Here is a 13445-nt window from a genome sequence, read left to right as displayed (position 1 = left end):
CAGCAAGAGCATAGAGGTGAGATCAATTGAGTTATCAAATAGGAACTTTTGAAGCAGTTTTAACCAAGACCATCGGGTTCCTAAAAACAGTATTGAGTATGGAGCAAGAGCAAGACAGTTGTGAGTTCAAAGCAAGAGTTTTGAGTAAGACTATTGAATTCCTACAGGAAAAATTAAAAAAAATGTCAAAAACACTACTTTACAATTCAACTTTTTCGTTATCTTAATATTTAACCTAATTATTAACATCTTAAACACTTAAATCATGTTTGATTTTGAAAAACTATTGGTATACGATAAAGCCAAAGCATTTAACAAAGAAGTAAATTCATTTATCCGTTCTAAAAATATTGACAGAACAACAAAAGATCAACTAAGAAGAGCTTCATTCAGTATCATGCTCAATATTGCTGAAGGATCTGGTAGATTTACGAAGCCTGATAAACGTAATTTCTATATTATTTCTAGAGGCTCAACTTTTGAATGTGTTGCTATTTTTGATTATCTCAAAGACATCGAACTACTTAAGCAATCTGAATTTGATAAATACTACAGAAAACTTGAAGAAATTTCAAGAATGTTATTTTCCATGGTAAGAAAACTCAGCTAAAGCAGAAACAGTTTTGAGCAAGAGCAAGACAGTTGTGAGTATTCAGCAAGAGCATAGAGGTGAGAGCAATTGAGATTTCGAAAAAGAACTTTTGAAGCAGTTTTAACCAAGAGCTATGACATCACTTTTCATTAAGACATAGACATACGGGAATTTAAAATTAAACTCCTATCAATTTTCTGAATAAAATGGATTCTCCACTAAATCTGTAACGATAGAACTAAAATGCCATTTAAAAAATTGTTTGAACAAATCCCAAGTTAAGAATTCAGGCCAGTCCGAGTCGTCTGTTGAAATATCAAACAGTTCATTTTCAAAAATAAATTCCCAAAAATTTGCTAATGCTTCTTCAGGATCTTCTATGTCACTCTCTGCAGGTATTAAATAAGTATTATAATCTAGATAATCATCTGGATTTGTTGGATCGTCTGGGAAAACCATGTTCGCCCAATCAAAAAAAGCTTGTTTAGGGATGATTACAACTGCGTTTCTATTTATTATCATAGGACTGTTTATTATTTGATTTATATTTTATGATTTTCCACCTACATTATGCGGCACAAAGCTACTGATATTATTCAATGTACCATGAAACAACTGGCCCTAGAGGTAGATATATTTTGAATTTATTTTCACTTAATGGTATTCAGAAGATCTATTTTTTTGATAAATCAACAGGATTAAATAAAACCGAAGGTTCTCAATGTTTCACATTTATTTTAGATGGAATAAAGTACAATAGTTTTATTTCTCTTGAAAAACCAATATTTTCGTAGAATGAAAAAAATATTTACAACACGCTTAGCAACATTGTTTATTGCAGTTTTGGGCTATGGTACTCTTTACGCTCAAGTTCCTACAGGCTACTATGATTCAGCTGACGGATTAGATGGTGAAAATTTAAAGACCGCTTTAAACAACATCATTAAAGGTCACACAAAGTTTTCTTATTCTGCTGTTTGGGACATTCTTCAAGAAACAGATAAAGATCCAAACAACCCAAACAACGTAATTCTAATTTATACTGGTGAATCTGTTAATGGGCCACAGACCTACAATAATGGAAGCGGTTGGAACAGAGAACATGTTTGGGCAAAGTCAAGAGGAAATTTCGGAACAGCTCAAGGTCCAGGGACTGATGTTCATCACCTAAGACCGAGTAACATTTCTGTAAATTCAGCACGAGGGAATAGATGGTTTGGAAATGCCACAACTCCACATATGCTCAACGGTACTCCGACGGGAAATTACTTCGACAACAACGAACACCTTTGGCAACCTAGGGATGAAGTAAAAGGAGATGTTGCAAGAATGATTTTCTACATGGCAACACGTTACGAAGGTCAAAACGGTGAACTTGATCTAGAAGTTGTTGACTATCTTCCTTCAAGCAACACCTCTTCTCCTATACATGCAAGACTTACTGATTTATTAGAATGGCACAACGAAGACCCTGTTGATGATTGGGAACGCAACAGAAACGATGTGATTTACTATAATTACCAAAACAACAGAAATCCATTCATTGACCATCCAGAATTTGTAGCGTTGATTTGGGGAGAAGAAGACACCACTTCCACCGCAACTTTAAACTTCGAAGAATTGAATCAGACAAAAGAATTACTCAAAGTTATCGATATGACAGGAAGAGAGGTTAAGCCCAAGCCCAACACTTTACTGATTTATATTTACTCTGATGGGACAAGGGAAAAAAGGGTTTATTCGCATTAATTCCTTTTTTTTAATTAGTTAGTATTTCAAAATAAATTTATAAAATTTCTTAAAACACTGATAGTTAACGCTGAACTATACATATATTAATAGTAACTAATAAAAATACAATCAAAACATGTTTGTATTTAAAATACTCACTTAAAACTATTAAATATGCTTAGATTATCAATTGGATTAATTATTATCGCAATTATTGCAGCTATTTTTGGATTTGGAGGAATCGCAGCAGGCGCCGCATATGCAGCTAAAATCGTTTTCTTCATAGCCCTAGCTCTAATAGTGCTTAGCTTAATTTTTGGAGGTTTCAGAAAAAGCTAATGATTTAAAGTTTATGAACATAATATACAATAGAGTCTTATTTTTTAGGGCTCTATTTTCATTTCACATAGTTGTTTACATCAAATAATTCAACACCTTCACTGTTTAACTTACCCCTTTTCTTAAAAACAGTAAAGTCTAAAACCATTATTTGAATCAAGCTGAATAAACAAATTCATAGACCGAATTACTGCTCCACTCCCCCATTAAAAATCCCAAAAAGTCATAAAATCAAGAGGTTTTACCTATGAATTTCAAAAAAAGGGGCTTATATTTTTGGACATCGTGACATAAGCTATACCTTTGCAAAAGATTAAAGTGATTTGGCTTTAATCATTTATTAATATACAAAGACAAATTTATGAGTCAAGTTAAACAGAATGACAAGGTAAAAGTACACTACACAGGTAAATTAGCAAACGGAGAAGTTTTCGATAGTTCTATCGACCGCGAGCCAATGGAATTTCAAGTTGGTCAAGGTCAGCTTATCCCTGGTTTCGAAAATGGTGTAATTGACATGAAAGTTAATGAGAAAAAAACAGTAGTTATACCTTCAGCTGAAGCATACGGAGAGCCACGTGCAGAATTAATTCAAGAAGTTCCTAAGGACCGTTTACCACAAGAGATCAAACCAGAAGTTGGAATGGGTCTTGTTTCTAAAACTCCAGATGGAAATGAAATTCAATTGATCGTTAAAGAAGTAAAAGATGACGCTATCGTTGTTGATGGTAACCATCCTTTAGCAGGTCAAGAATTAACTTTCGAAATTGAAGTTGTTGAAATCAACGCTTAATAAGAAAAAGTAATTTTTTATATTTAAAAAAGGTGAGATTAATTTCTCGCCTTTTTTTTATGTCTTTTTTAAAGCTTCAATCCGAACTTCCTACTCTACACTATTCCTTAGAAACCCATTTCTACCTCTCTAGTTTAGAACTGATATAAATCATTTTTTTTACCCTTGAATTACTGTTAAATATTCACAATCCATTATATATTTGTGCCATGGAAATAATGTTCGTAATGCTTTTAGTAAGCTTATTGTTGGCACTTATTTTTTTAGTCTCATTTATTTGGGCTAACAAAACAGGACAATACGATGATGATGTTACGCCAGGAATGCGGATATTATATGATGACGAAGAAGTTAAAAAGAAACCAAATAAAGAAAAACCAAATAAAGAATAATGGAAAAAGTAGAGGTTAGGTATGATAACAAAATTGTGAAGTACTTTGCGTATGCCACAATCACTTGGGGTATTATTGGAATGTTGGTCGGTTTAATTGCAGCTTTGCAATTGGCCTTTCCAGATTTTTTCAATGACTATTTAGGGTATAAATACATCTCTTTTGGTAGAATTCGTCCACTGCACACCAATGCCGTGATTTTCGCCTTTGTTGGGAATGCTATTTTTACTGGGGTTTATTATTCACTTCAGCGTTTATTAAAAACACGTATGTGGAGTGATAAATTGAGTTACCTCAACTTCTGGGGTTGGCAACTGATCATTGTTTCTGCTGTTATTACTTTACCAATGGGATTCACCTCAACTAAAGAATACGCAGAACTTGAATGGCCAATCGATATTGCTATTACCATAATGTGGGTAGTATTTGGTTGGAATATGTTTGCCACCATTTTAGTTAGACGTGTGAAACACCTTTATGTAGCCATCTGGTTTTACTTAGCAACTTTTGTTACTGTTGCTGTACTTCACGTATTTAACTCTTTTGAAATTCCAGTGAGCTTTATGAAAAGTTACTCCTGGTATTCTGGAGTTACAGATGCACTAGTACAATGGTGGTATGGTCATAACGCAGTAGCATTTTTCCTAACGACACCTTTCTTAGGATTAATGTATTACTTTGTACCAAAGGCAGCTAATCGTCCTGTTTATTCTTACAAACTATCGATAATCCACTTCTGGGCATTGATTTTCTTGTACATCTGGGCTGGTCCTCACCACTTATTATACTCAAGTCTTCCAGATTGGGCACAGTCTTTAGGAGTTGTTTTCTCTATCATGTTGATCGCTCCATCTTGGGGAGGTATGTTGAATGGACTCTTGACTTTACGTGGAGTTTGGGACAAAGTGCGTGATAGCGCAGTGCTGAAGTTCTTCGTGGTAGCACTTACTGCTTATGGTATGGCCACTTTTGAAGGCCCAATGCTTTCTCTTAAAAATATTAACTCTATTACTCACTTTACAGACTGGATTGTAGCCCACGTTCACGTCGGTGGATTAGGTTGGAACGGAATGTTGATTTTCGGAATGATGTACTACTTATTCCCTAAACTATACAAAGTAAAACTTTACTCTCAATCACTTGCCAATGCACACTTCTGGATTGCAACTCTTGGTATTTTACTTTGGACTATTCCTATGTACTGGGCTGGATTTAGCCAAGGATTGATGTGGCAAGAATTTAATCCTGATGGGACACTTACTTATCCTGACTTTTTAAGTACGGTTACTGCACTTGAACCATTCTACATTATGCGTTCATTCGGTGGATTGATTTACATCATTGGGGTTTTATTAATGGCTTATAACATTAGAAAAACAGTTAAATCTGGAACTTTTGTGAAAGAAGAAGTTGTGGAAGTAACACCGACGATCGAAAAGAAAAAGAAAGAAAAAGGTGAACACTGGCACAGGGTTATCGAGCGTAAGCCTGTTAGATTATTAGTATTTAGCTTTATCGTAATTGCAATTGGAGGTGCAGTGGAAATTATCCCTACAATGGCTGTTGAGTCGAATATTGAAAAAATATCGCAAGTTAAACCTTACACTCCACTTGAGGTTGAAGGTAGAGACATATACATCCGTGAAGGTTGTGTTGGTTGTCACTCGCAAATGGTTCGTCCACTTCGTTTTGAAACAGAACGTTACGGAGAATATTCTAAAGCTGGTGAATTCGTTTACGACCATCCATTCCTTTGGGGATCAAAACGTACAGGTCCTGATTTAGCTCGTGAAGGTGGATTGAGAAGTGATTCTTGGCACTACACACATATGATTATGCCAAAGCAAATCTCTCCTGGGTCAATCATGCCTGCATACCCATGGTTAGCTGAAGACGATTTGTATACCGGTCACCTCGAAAAGAAGATCAATGTTCTACGTGGTTTAGGTGTTCCTTATCCTGAAGGTTATGAAAAAGAAGCTTTATCGGATCTACAAAAGCAAGCGAATAAAATTGCTGAAAATGTAATTCGAGACATCAGTAAGGAGAACAGTAACGTTCAAGTTTCTGATATTGCTGGAAAGGAAATTATTGCTTTGATTGCATACTTACAAAGATTAGGTACAGATATTAAGGCCGTTCCTGCTGAAGAAACAGAGCTTGAAACTTCAATGAAATAATAAAATCATGTTGAGATACATTAAACATAACATGTCAGAAATATCAGGGATTGAAATATACCCGATTATTGCCCTGCTCATTTTCGTTATTTTCTTCGTAGTAATGCTTTGGAGAATGTATAAAATGACAAAAGCAGAAACTGATATGTATAGTCAACTTCCATTATTGGAAGACGATGAAGTTATAGATACTAACGACACTAAAGAATAATTATGAAAAGGATGATGAAATTAAAGAAATCAATCATTTTAAGTGTGTTGACAATTGGATTTGCTATGATTGCCAATGCTCAAGATGGACAAGAGATATACGAAAGTAAATGTGCTGTTTGTCATATTTTGGGAAAAGATGCTACTGGACCCAACTTAATTGGAATTAAAGCCAAATGGGAAGGGGAAGAAGAAAACCTTTACGAATGGGTAATCAATCCTGGAGAGTTGTTAGCATCTGGTAAAAGTGAACGTGCAAAGGTGGCTGAACAATTTAGCCCTGCTTTTATGACTCCTCAAGATCTAACCATGGAAGAAGCAATCGCAGTTATTGAATATGCTGATACATACGAAGCTCCTGCAGCGGAAGCTCCTGCTGCAGAAGAAGCGGTTGCTCCGAGTGCAGATGCAGAGGAGGAAACAATCGTTTATGTCGATAACTATGAAAAGAACTTAACCCTGTTTAAATTCTTTTTGTTTATTATCGGTATCCTCTTATTAGGAATATACATTGTTTCTCGCAGTACTACGGCGTTAATCAGTTCAGAATTATACAGAGAGAAAATTGCTGAAATTCATAACAAATCGAAAAAAGGAGGGAAAGCCTTAACTGCTCTTTTAGTGATTGGATTTATAGGGTCTAGCCAGATTGTAAGTGCTTTGAGCTTTACGGCTCCTACTCCATCCGCTGCTGAATTGGAGTTATGGGTTTATGTGACAAGTCAAGACCTTAATGCTTTGGTTGTGATTACCATTCTTCTTTTGGCCTTTTTATTACATATGATCAATATGTTCTATAAAGCTTTACGTTTAATTAAACCTAAAGATAAAAAAGCAGCCGAAGAACAAGCAGCAAGTTTCACACGTGCCTTAACTGGTGCTACTCCAATTGAAGATGAAGATAAGGTTGATCTAGGTCATGACTATGATGGTATCCGTGAGTTGGATAATCCAATGCCGCCTTGGTGGGTTGCTCTTTTTGTGGTAACCATTATATTTTCTGTAGTCTATGTTTTCCATTACCATATTTTAGGAACTGGTGACCTACAAGAGGCTGAATACAATAGATCTGTTGAGAAAGCCAATATTGAAATTGCGGAGTACCGTAAGAAAAACGCAATGAATGTGGATGAAACGAATGCTACTTTAATGGAAGATCCTGCTGATTTAATGGCCGGTAAAGCATTGTACCAAAACAACTGTACTGTTTGTCATAAAGAAGATGGTAGTGGTGATATCGGTCCGAACTTAACTGATGCTTATTGGAATTATGGTGGAGACATTAAAGATGTGTTTAAGGTAATTAAGTTAGGTGCACCAAAAGGAATGCCTGCACATGAGTCAACTTTCAACCCGATTCAAATCCAACAAGTTGCTTCTTACGTTCTTCACTTTGATGAAGTAAGTCAAGCAGATGGTGGAAAAGAACCTGAAGGTGAAAAAGTCGAGTGATTCAAAGTTGAATTAAAATAGATGCGATACAGACTTGAGTTGTGAATCAATAACTTGATGCTGTATCGTTATCCTATAAAGGCAGCTCATTTTAGAGCCTCCTAAACAAACAGTTTGAGATGTTAAAAGAAGAAGATTTATACGAAGAAGAGTTTAGGGATTCTATCTCAACAGTAGATGAAACTGGTAAAAGAATCTGGGTCTATCCAAAAAAACCAAAAGGTTTCTTTCATAAATGGAGACTTGCCTTAAGCATCTTTTTAATCGCTTTTTTATTTATTGCACCACACATCAAGGTAGGAGGACAGCAATTAATATTATTGGGAATACTCGAACGTAAATTTGTTTTGTTTGGACAAGTTTTTTGGCCTCAAGACTTGTACATATTTGCGTTTACGATGATCTTAATGATGGTCTTTATCATCTTGTTTACCGTTGTATTTGGACGTGTTTTCTGTGGTTGGGTCTGTCCCCAAACTATTTTTATGGAATTTGTATTCCGTAAAATTGAATATTGGATTGAAGGAGATTGGACCCACCAAAAAAAATTAAACAAACAACCTTGGAACAGAGAGAAAATCTTCAAAAAGGTGGCCAAACACAGTATCTTTTTATTGGTTTCCTTCCTGATTGGAAATACCTTTTTAGCCTATATTATTGGAGCTGATGCTTTATGGGAAATTCAAACAGCTCCGCTTTCTGAACATCTTGGTGGATTTATTGCTATGGTGATTTTCTCTTTGGTGTTCTATGGTGTATTTGCCTTCTTAAGAGAGCAAGTATGTACAACGATTTGCCCGTACGGAAGATTGCAAGGGGTTTTATTGGACAAAGACTCAATCGTTGTTGCTTATGACCATAAACGTGGAGAAAACCGTGGTCGATTCAAGAAAACAGAAGACAGAGCAGAAGCAGGAAAAGGTGATTGTATCGACTGTAAACAATGTGTTCATGTTTGTCCAACTGGTATTGATATTAGAAATGGTACGCAGTTAGAATGTGTGAATTGTACAGCTTGTATTGATGCCTGTGATGATATCATGGAAGCGGTAAACTTACCGAAGGGATTAATTAGATATGCTTCTGAAAGTAATATTGAAGGAGGGAAAAAGTTTAAGTTCACCAAACGTATGAAATCCTACACTGCCCTACTCGTTCTTTTATTGGTAATTTGGGGAACTTTGATTGGCACAAGAACTAATTTCCAAGCAACAATTCTAAAGAAAAGAGGTTCTACATATCAACAACTTGAAAATGGAATCATCAGTAATATTTATGAAATTGATTTAATCAATAAGTCTAAGGATACTTATAATATTGATCTAAAGTTAGAGGAAGGACTAGATGGTGAGGTGAATATGACTCAGTCTCCTATTGTTTTAGGTCCTGAAGAGCACATACAAAACAACTTTATTATTCGCTTAAATTCTAAAGAAATTAAACGAGGTCAAAAGAAAGTTAAAGTCATCGTTCTTGGAAATGGTGAAGAATTATTAGAAGTTAAAACGAGCTTTGTAGGTCCGTTACTTTAATTTAAAAAAAATAAAAATATGAATTGGGGAAAAGGGATAACCTTAGCATTGATTGCTTTTATGTCGTTTATTATTTATATGGCTGTTGTGTTGATCAGTAAAAGCACTGACTTAGTTACTCCTGAATACTATAAAGACGAGGTTCAGTTTGAAAAAGAAATTACCGCTCAGCAAAACGCAATGAACAACCAAAGTAAATTAGATTTAGACTTATCTCCAGAAGGTTTGTTTATCAAATTGGATACGCCTGATGATGTTAAGCTGTTGGACATTACACTTTATCGTCCGAATACGAAAGACGGTGACATTATATTAGAATCCAAAGGGAAAAATGCATTTATTGAAGGTTCGCAATTAAAGAAAGGCAGGTATTTGCTTACCGCTGAATGGGAAGCTCAAAATCAAAGCTACCAAATGAGAGATACCTTATGGATTCCTTAATCGGCATAGTATTTTATTCTTTATCTTTAGGATTGGCAACCAGTCTGCACTGTATTGGAATGTGCGGACCTATTGCTATAGCACTTCCACTCAACCGAGCTTCTAAGTTAACCGTAGCGGGAGGCATTACCTCCTACTCTATTGGTAGAAGTCTTGGGTATACATTAATGGGAGTTGTTGTGGGAATTATTGGACTCAGCGCTGCTATGCTCGGAGCTTTGCAATGGTTAAGTATAGTTTCTGGAATATTAATCCTCTTTTTCGCTTGGGGCGCCTATTACAAAACAGGCCTTAAATCTACATGGATCAACAAAAAGGTGATGCGTACCATGTCAAAATTCTTAAAAGGAAAACCTGCAGGTGCAACTAAATTATTAGGCATTGGATTCATTAATGCTTTTCTTCCTTGTGGAATGGTTTACGTGGCTTTATCTAGTGCTTTAGGTACAGGTAGTGTTCAAAATGCTATGCTTTTCATGTTCTTTTTTGGAATTGGAACTTTACCTGGCTTCCTCTTTTTGGGTGTGCTCAAAGACTTCTTTTCGAGAATCAATTTTTTTAACAGAAAACTTGTATTGGCGAGTTTGATTTCATTGGTGGGTCTATTTATGATTTTAAGGGGAATGAATCTAGGAGTTCCTTTCATTAGTCCGAAAATGGAAATGATGATGTCTAAAGCAAACGATGATCAATCTGATGCACCCAAAATTGAAGCGAAAATGTCTTGTTGTTCTTCTAATGATGAAGATTCTTGTGAGGAGATCACCGAATAAGCGTAGAATTGTCTTAGTTTTGAGGTCTATTCAACAATAAGAATTACCATGAAAGATTTAAACCAAGCAGATTGGAAGGCACAAATTGAAGCAAATGAAAATGCTGTGATTCTTGATGTTCGTCGTCCTGATGAATGTGAAGAAGGGATTATTCCCAATGCTATCACCATAGATATTATGAATCCTCAGCCCTTTTTGAAAGAAGTTGAGAAGTTAGATAAAAATGTTCCGTACTTCATCTATTGTCGCAGTGGAGCTAGAAGTGGTCAAGCTTGCTTGATTATGGAGGAATTAGGTTTTGAAGAAACCTATAATCTCATTGGTGGTATTCTTGAATGGAATGGCGACATTGTTTAACACTTGAGGCGGAAAAAAACACTTCTGGAGTTATAACTTCACTTTCTTCATTCGAAAAGAAAGAATGTTATCGAATCAAACTAAAAGTACGGTAAAATTCTAATCAAGGTCAATAGAATTAGGCGTTAAGGAACATATAGAGATTTCTCGTCATTCCATTCCAAGCTTTTGGAATGGAACTCCATCGAAATGACAACTGTCAGGTAGGCGTGTTGAAAAAGGAAGAAAAGCTTTGCTTTTCTTCCTTTTTCACTAACTAAATCCTATACGTATGTCATTTCGATCATATTTAAAGTTGAAGATTTTAGATATGGAGAAATCTAATAAAACACTTCTGGAGTTATAACTTCACTTTCTTCATTCGAAAAAAGGTCAACTAAGATTCAAAATCACTCTCATAAAAAAAGGAGACCAATTACGGTCTCCTTTTTTCTGTATTGTTATCGCAATGTTATTTACTCACAACTCCTTTAATGGTCACTATTTTTTGTGAACCTGGAATGTTAGCTGTAACTGTTACGTTCTTATTCATTGGAGAACCTTCTTGACCTGGGTTTGATTTGAAAGTCACTTCTAACTCGCCTTCTTCCCCTGGCATAATTGGCTCCTCTGGTTTACGTGGAACTGTACATCCACATGAAGCCTTAGCATCGTTAATGATTAACGGCTTGTCTCCAGTATTCTTAATTTTAAATACAGTAGAAACTGAGGTTTCCTTTGGAATATTCCCAAAATCATGAACGTTTGGCAAAATTTCCATTGTAGTTTGGTTGGCTAACCTTTCCTTTTCTGCTTCTTCTTGTTGCTTTCTTCTTTCCTCTGCCGCCTTTTGTAATTCTTCAGCCGATTGTGAACCTGCAGAAAGTTTAGAACGTTTTGCACCGTCTTTCACTTCAATATTCGAATCTACTCCGCCATCATTTGTACATGAAAATGTTAACATTGCAATCGAAAATACCCAAATCATTTTTTTCATAATAATACCATTCTTTGTTTATTGTACTACAAATATATAAAATGTAAAATACCTATTAGTTTTCCATCAAATTCATTTTTTCATAAGTTCCACTTTTCAGTGTTTTATAGGCTTCCATAAAGATTTCATTCTTTACATTAAAGATCTGATAGAAAGCTTCATAATCCCACAAGTTTTGAGCAACCATGGCTTTTAATCTTATTTTCAATAAATCACCACTAATATCAAAATCTTCTTGTACAAAAGTCAAACTACTGTCTTGTTCTACTGCATAGTCGAAAAACTCATCTAAAAACTCCTGGTCAACTTCAAAATTATTTTTGAATGATGTGATATTCTTATGTTTGTTTTTAATGGCTTTTCTGTTCTTGTTTGCATATTCTAATGTAAAAGTATTGATGACTCCAGAACGGCTTAAATCCCTATAAAAATCAGAATATTCCAGGGTATCTAAAGGAACAAAGACATCAGGCATAATTCCTCCTCCTCCATATACATCACGATCTTTCATCAATGTTTTATGAATTAACGAATCCGGTAAATTGATGCTGTCTCGGTGCATCATTTCTCCATGAAGGTATCTTTCCATATAGTCGTTTCTATAGGCTTGCTTGTCCTCATATGGTTTTTGAATAAAACGTCCGCTTGGTGTGTAATATCTTGCTATGGTTAATCTTAATTGTGCTCCATCTGAAAGTTCAATTGGACGTTGAACCAATCCTTTTCCAAAAGAGCGTCTTCCTACAACTAGCCCTCTATCCCAGTCTTGAATTGCTCCAGATAAAATTTCACTTGCTGATGCTGAACTTTCATCAATCAACATAACCAATCTTCCTTTTTCAAAGTCTCCTTTTTTATCAGCCACTAAAACACTTCTCGGTTGACTTCTTCCTTCAGAATAAACGATTAATTTATCATCAGATAAAAATTCATCTGCCACGTACTTCGCAGCATATAATAGTCCACCACCATTTCCTTGTAAGTCAAAAATCAAATCTTTCATTCCAGCTTTTTTCAAAGTCTTAATTGCTGAATTTACTTCTTCTTGTGTCGTTCTCGAAAAATTGGTCAATTTTATATATCCTACTCTATCATCTACCATATAAGCACTTACGACAGAATGAACAGGGATGTTATCGCGGGTAATCGTGTATTCAATGGTTTCTTCTTTACCTCTGAGTATCGTAATTTTCACTTTAGATCCTTTTTCTCCAAGCAAACGCTCTCTTACACCTGAATTTTTGAGACCTACTCCTGCGACTAATTCGTCATCTACTTTAATGATTTTGTCACCTGCACGAACACCAAGTTTTTCTGAAGGTCCTCCAGGAATTGGGTTAACAACCAAAAGCGTATCTTTTAGAATATTGAAACGAATTCCAACCCCCACAAAACTACCGTTGATTCTTTCATTGGCTTGCTCTACTTCTTCGGCAGGAATATAAGTTGAATGAGGGTCTAATTTTTCAAGCATCGAAATAATGGCCGCTTCTGAAATTTCTTTATTCGGAACATCATCCACATACATACGATCGATATAGGTGTAGACTTCATACATCCTCATCATGTTTGGATCTTCTTGTTGCGAAAAGCTTATTCCGGTTAGAAATAGTGTGGTTATTGCAAATAATATTTTGTTCATGGTTTTATAATTTGTTTGACTACTATCAAATCTAA

Annotated in this window: 15 protein-coding genes; 12 read left to right on the top strand and 3 right to left on the bottom strand. The window is 35.4% G+C overall.

What is annotated here, in order from left to right; all coding sequences use genetic code 11:
• Window positions 1–265 precede the first annotated feature (265 nt).
• The gene (locus tag ACN0U3_RS12225) at window positions 266–610 is read left to right on the top strand and encodes a four helix bundle protein (RefSeq protein WP_299206119.1); all 345 of its coding nucleotides are present in this window, start codon (window positions 266–268) and stop codon (window positions 608–610) included.
• A gap of 171 nt (window positions 611–781) precedes the next feature.
• Here ACN0U3_RS12225 and ACN0U3_RS12220 read toward each other — a convergent pair whose 3' ends face one another.
• Window positions 782–1114 carry a hypothetical protein gene (locus ACN0U3_RS12220; protein WP_417266440.1) on the bottom strand — a complete coding sequence of 111 codons (333 nt, stop codon included), beginning with the start codon at window positions 1112–1114 and terminating at the stop codon, window positions 782–784.
• Between the two features lie 273 nt (window positions 1115–1387).
• Between ACN0U3_RS12220 and ACN0U3_RS12215 the strand changes: the two genes are divergently transcribed.
• The 11 genes from ACN0U3_RS12215 to ACN0U3_RS12165 all read left to right on the top strand — a co-directional run bounded on the left by ACN0U3_RS12215 (window position 1388) and on the right by ACN0U3_RS12165 (window position 10792).
• Window positions 1388–2341, top strand: a complete 954-nt coding sequence (locus ACN0U3_RS12215; RefSeq protein WP_417266439.1) for an endonuclease I family protein — start codon at window positions 1388–1390, stop codon at window positions 2339–2341.
• 156 nt (window positions 2342–2497) lie between these two features.
• Window positions 2498–2662: a DUF1328 family protein gene (locus ACN0U3_RS12210; RefSeq protein WP_299206125.1), complete on the top strand. Its 165-nt coding sequence runs from the start codon at window positions 2498–2500 to the stop codon at window positions 2660–2662.
• 361 nt (window positions 2663–3023) lie between these two features.
• Window positions 3024–3455, top strand: coding sequence for an FKBP-type peptidyl-prolyl cis-trans isomerase (locus ACN0U3_RS12205; RefSeq protein WP_299206127.1), 432 nt, complete (start codon window positions 3024–3026; stop codon window positions 3453–3455).
• 209 nt (window positions 3456–3664) lie between these two features.
• Window positions 3665–3847 carry a cbb3-type cytochrome oxidase assembly protein CcoS gene (gene ccoS, locus ACN0U3_RS12200; RefSeq protein WP_299206129.1) on the top strand — a complete coding sequence of 61 codons (183 nt, stop codon included), beginning with the start codon at window positions 3665–3667 and terminating at the stop codon, window positions 3845–3847.
• Window positions 3847–6027: a cytochrome-c oxidase, cbb3-type subunit I gene (ccoN, locus tag ACN0U3_RS12195; RefSeq protein WP_417266438.1), complete on the top strand. Its 2181-nt coding sequence runs from the start codon at window positions 3847–3849 to the stop codon at window positions 6025–6027. Before ccoS ends, ccoN begins: the two co-directional genes overlap by 1 nt.
• Before the next feature lie 7 nt (window positions 6028–6034).
• Window positions 6035–6238 carry a CcoQ/FixQ family Cbb3-type cytochrome c oxidase assembly chaperone gene (locus ACN0U3_RS12190; RefSeq protein WP_299206133.1) on the top strand — a complete coding sequence of 68 codons (204 nt, stop codon included), beginning with the start codon at window positions 6035–6037 and terminating at the stop codon, window positions 6236–6238.
• Between the two features lie 11 nt (window positions 6239–6249).
• Entirely contained in the window at window positions 6250–7689 is a 1440-nt protein-coding gene (locus ACN0U3_RS12185; RefSeq protein WP_417266437.1) for a c-type cytochrome, read from the top strand.
• A gap of 119 nt (window positions 7690–7808) precedes the next feature.
• Complete coding sequence (ccoG, locus tag ACN0U3_RS12180) at window positions 7809–9221, top strand: cytochrome c oxidase accessory protein CcoG (RefSeq protein WP_417266436.1); 1413 nt, start codon at window positions 7809–7811, stop codon at window positions 9219–9221.
• 18 nt (window positions 9222–9239) lie between these two features.
• Entirely contained in the window at window positions 9240–9662 is a 423-nt protein-coding gene (locus ACN0U3_RS12175; RefSeq protein WP_299206139.1) for a FixH family protein, read from the top strand.
• Entirely contained in the window at window positions 9650–10435 is a 786-nt protein-coding gene (locus ACN0U3_RS12170) for a sulfite exporter TauE/SafE family protein (RefSeq protein WP_417266435.1), read from the top strand. Before ACN0U3_RS12175 ends, ACN0U3_RS12170 begins: the two co-directional genes overlap by 13 nt.
• Before the next feature lie 48 nt (window positions 10436–10483).
• Window positions 10484–10792: a rhodanese-like domain-containing protein gene (locus ACN0U3_RS12165; RefSeq protein ID WP_299206143.1), complete on the top strand. Its 309-nt coding sequence runs from the start codon at window positions 10484–10486 to the stop codon at window positions 10790–10792.
• Window positions 10793–11243: 451 nt separating this feature from the next.
• Here the strand turns inward: ACN0U3_RS12165 and ACN0U3_RS12160 are convergent, their stop codons facing one another.
• Both ACN0U3_RS12160 and ACN0U3_RS12155 read right to left on the bottom strand, forming a co-directional pair.
• Entirely contained in the window at window positions 11244–11759 is a 516-nt protein-coding gene (locus ACN0U3_RS12160) for a DUF1573 domain-containing protein (protein WP_417266434.1), read from the bottom strand.
• Window positions 11760–11823: 64 nt separating this feature from the next.
• A complete protein-coding gene (locus ACN0U3_RS12155; RefSeq protein ID WP_417266433.1) occupies window positions 11824–13410 on the bottom strand; it encodes a S41 family peptidase in 1587 nt (528 codons plus the stop codon).
• Window positions 13411–13445 lie beyond the last annotated feature (35 nt).

Origin of the sequence: Brumimicrobium sp. (assembly GCF_048268645.1) — a bacterium.
Lineage (GTDB): Bacteria > Bacteroidota > Bacteroidia > Flavobacteriales_D > Crocinitomicaceae > Brumimicrobium > Brumimicrobium ulvae.
Note: the sequence above shows the minus strand (reverse complement) of the source record. Positions and strands in the feature narration are given on the sequence as shown.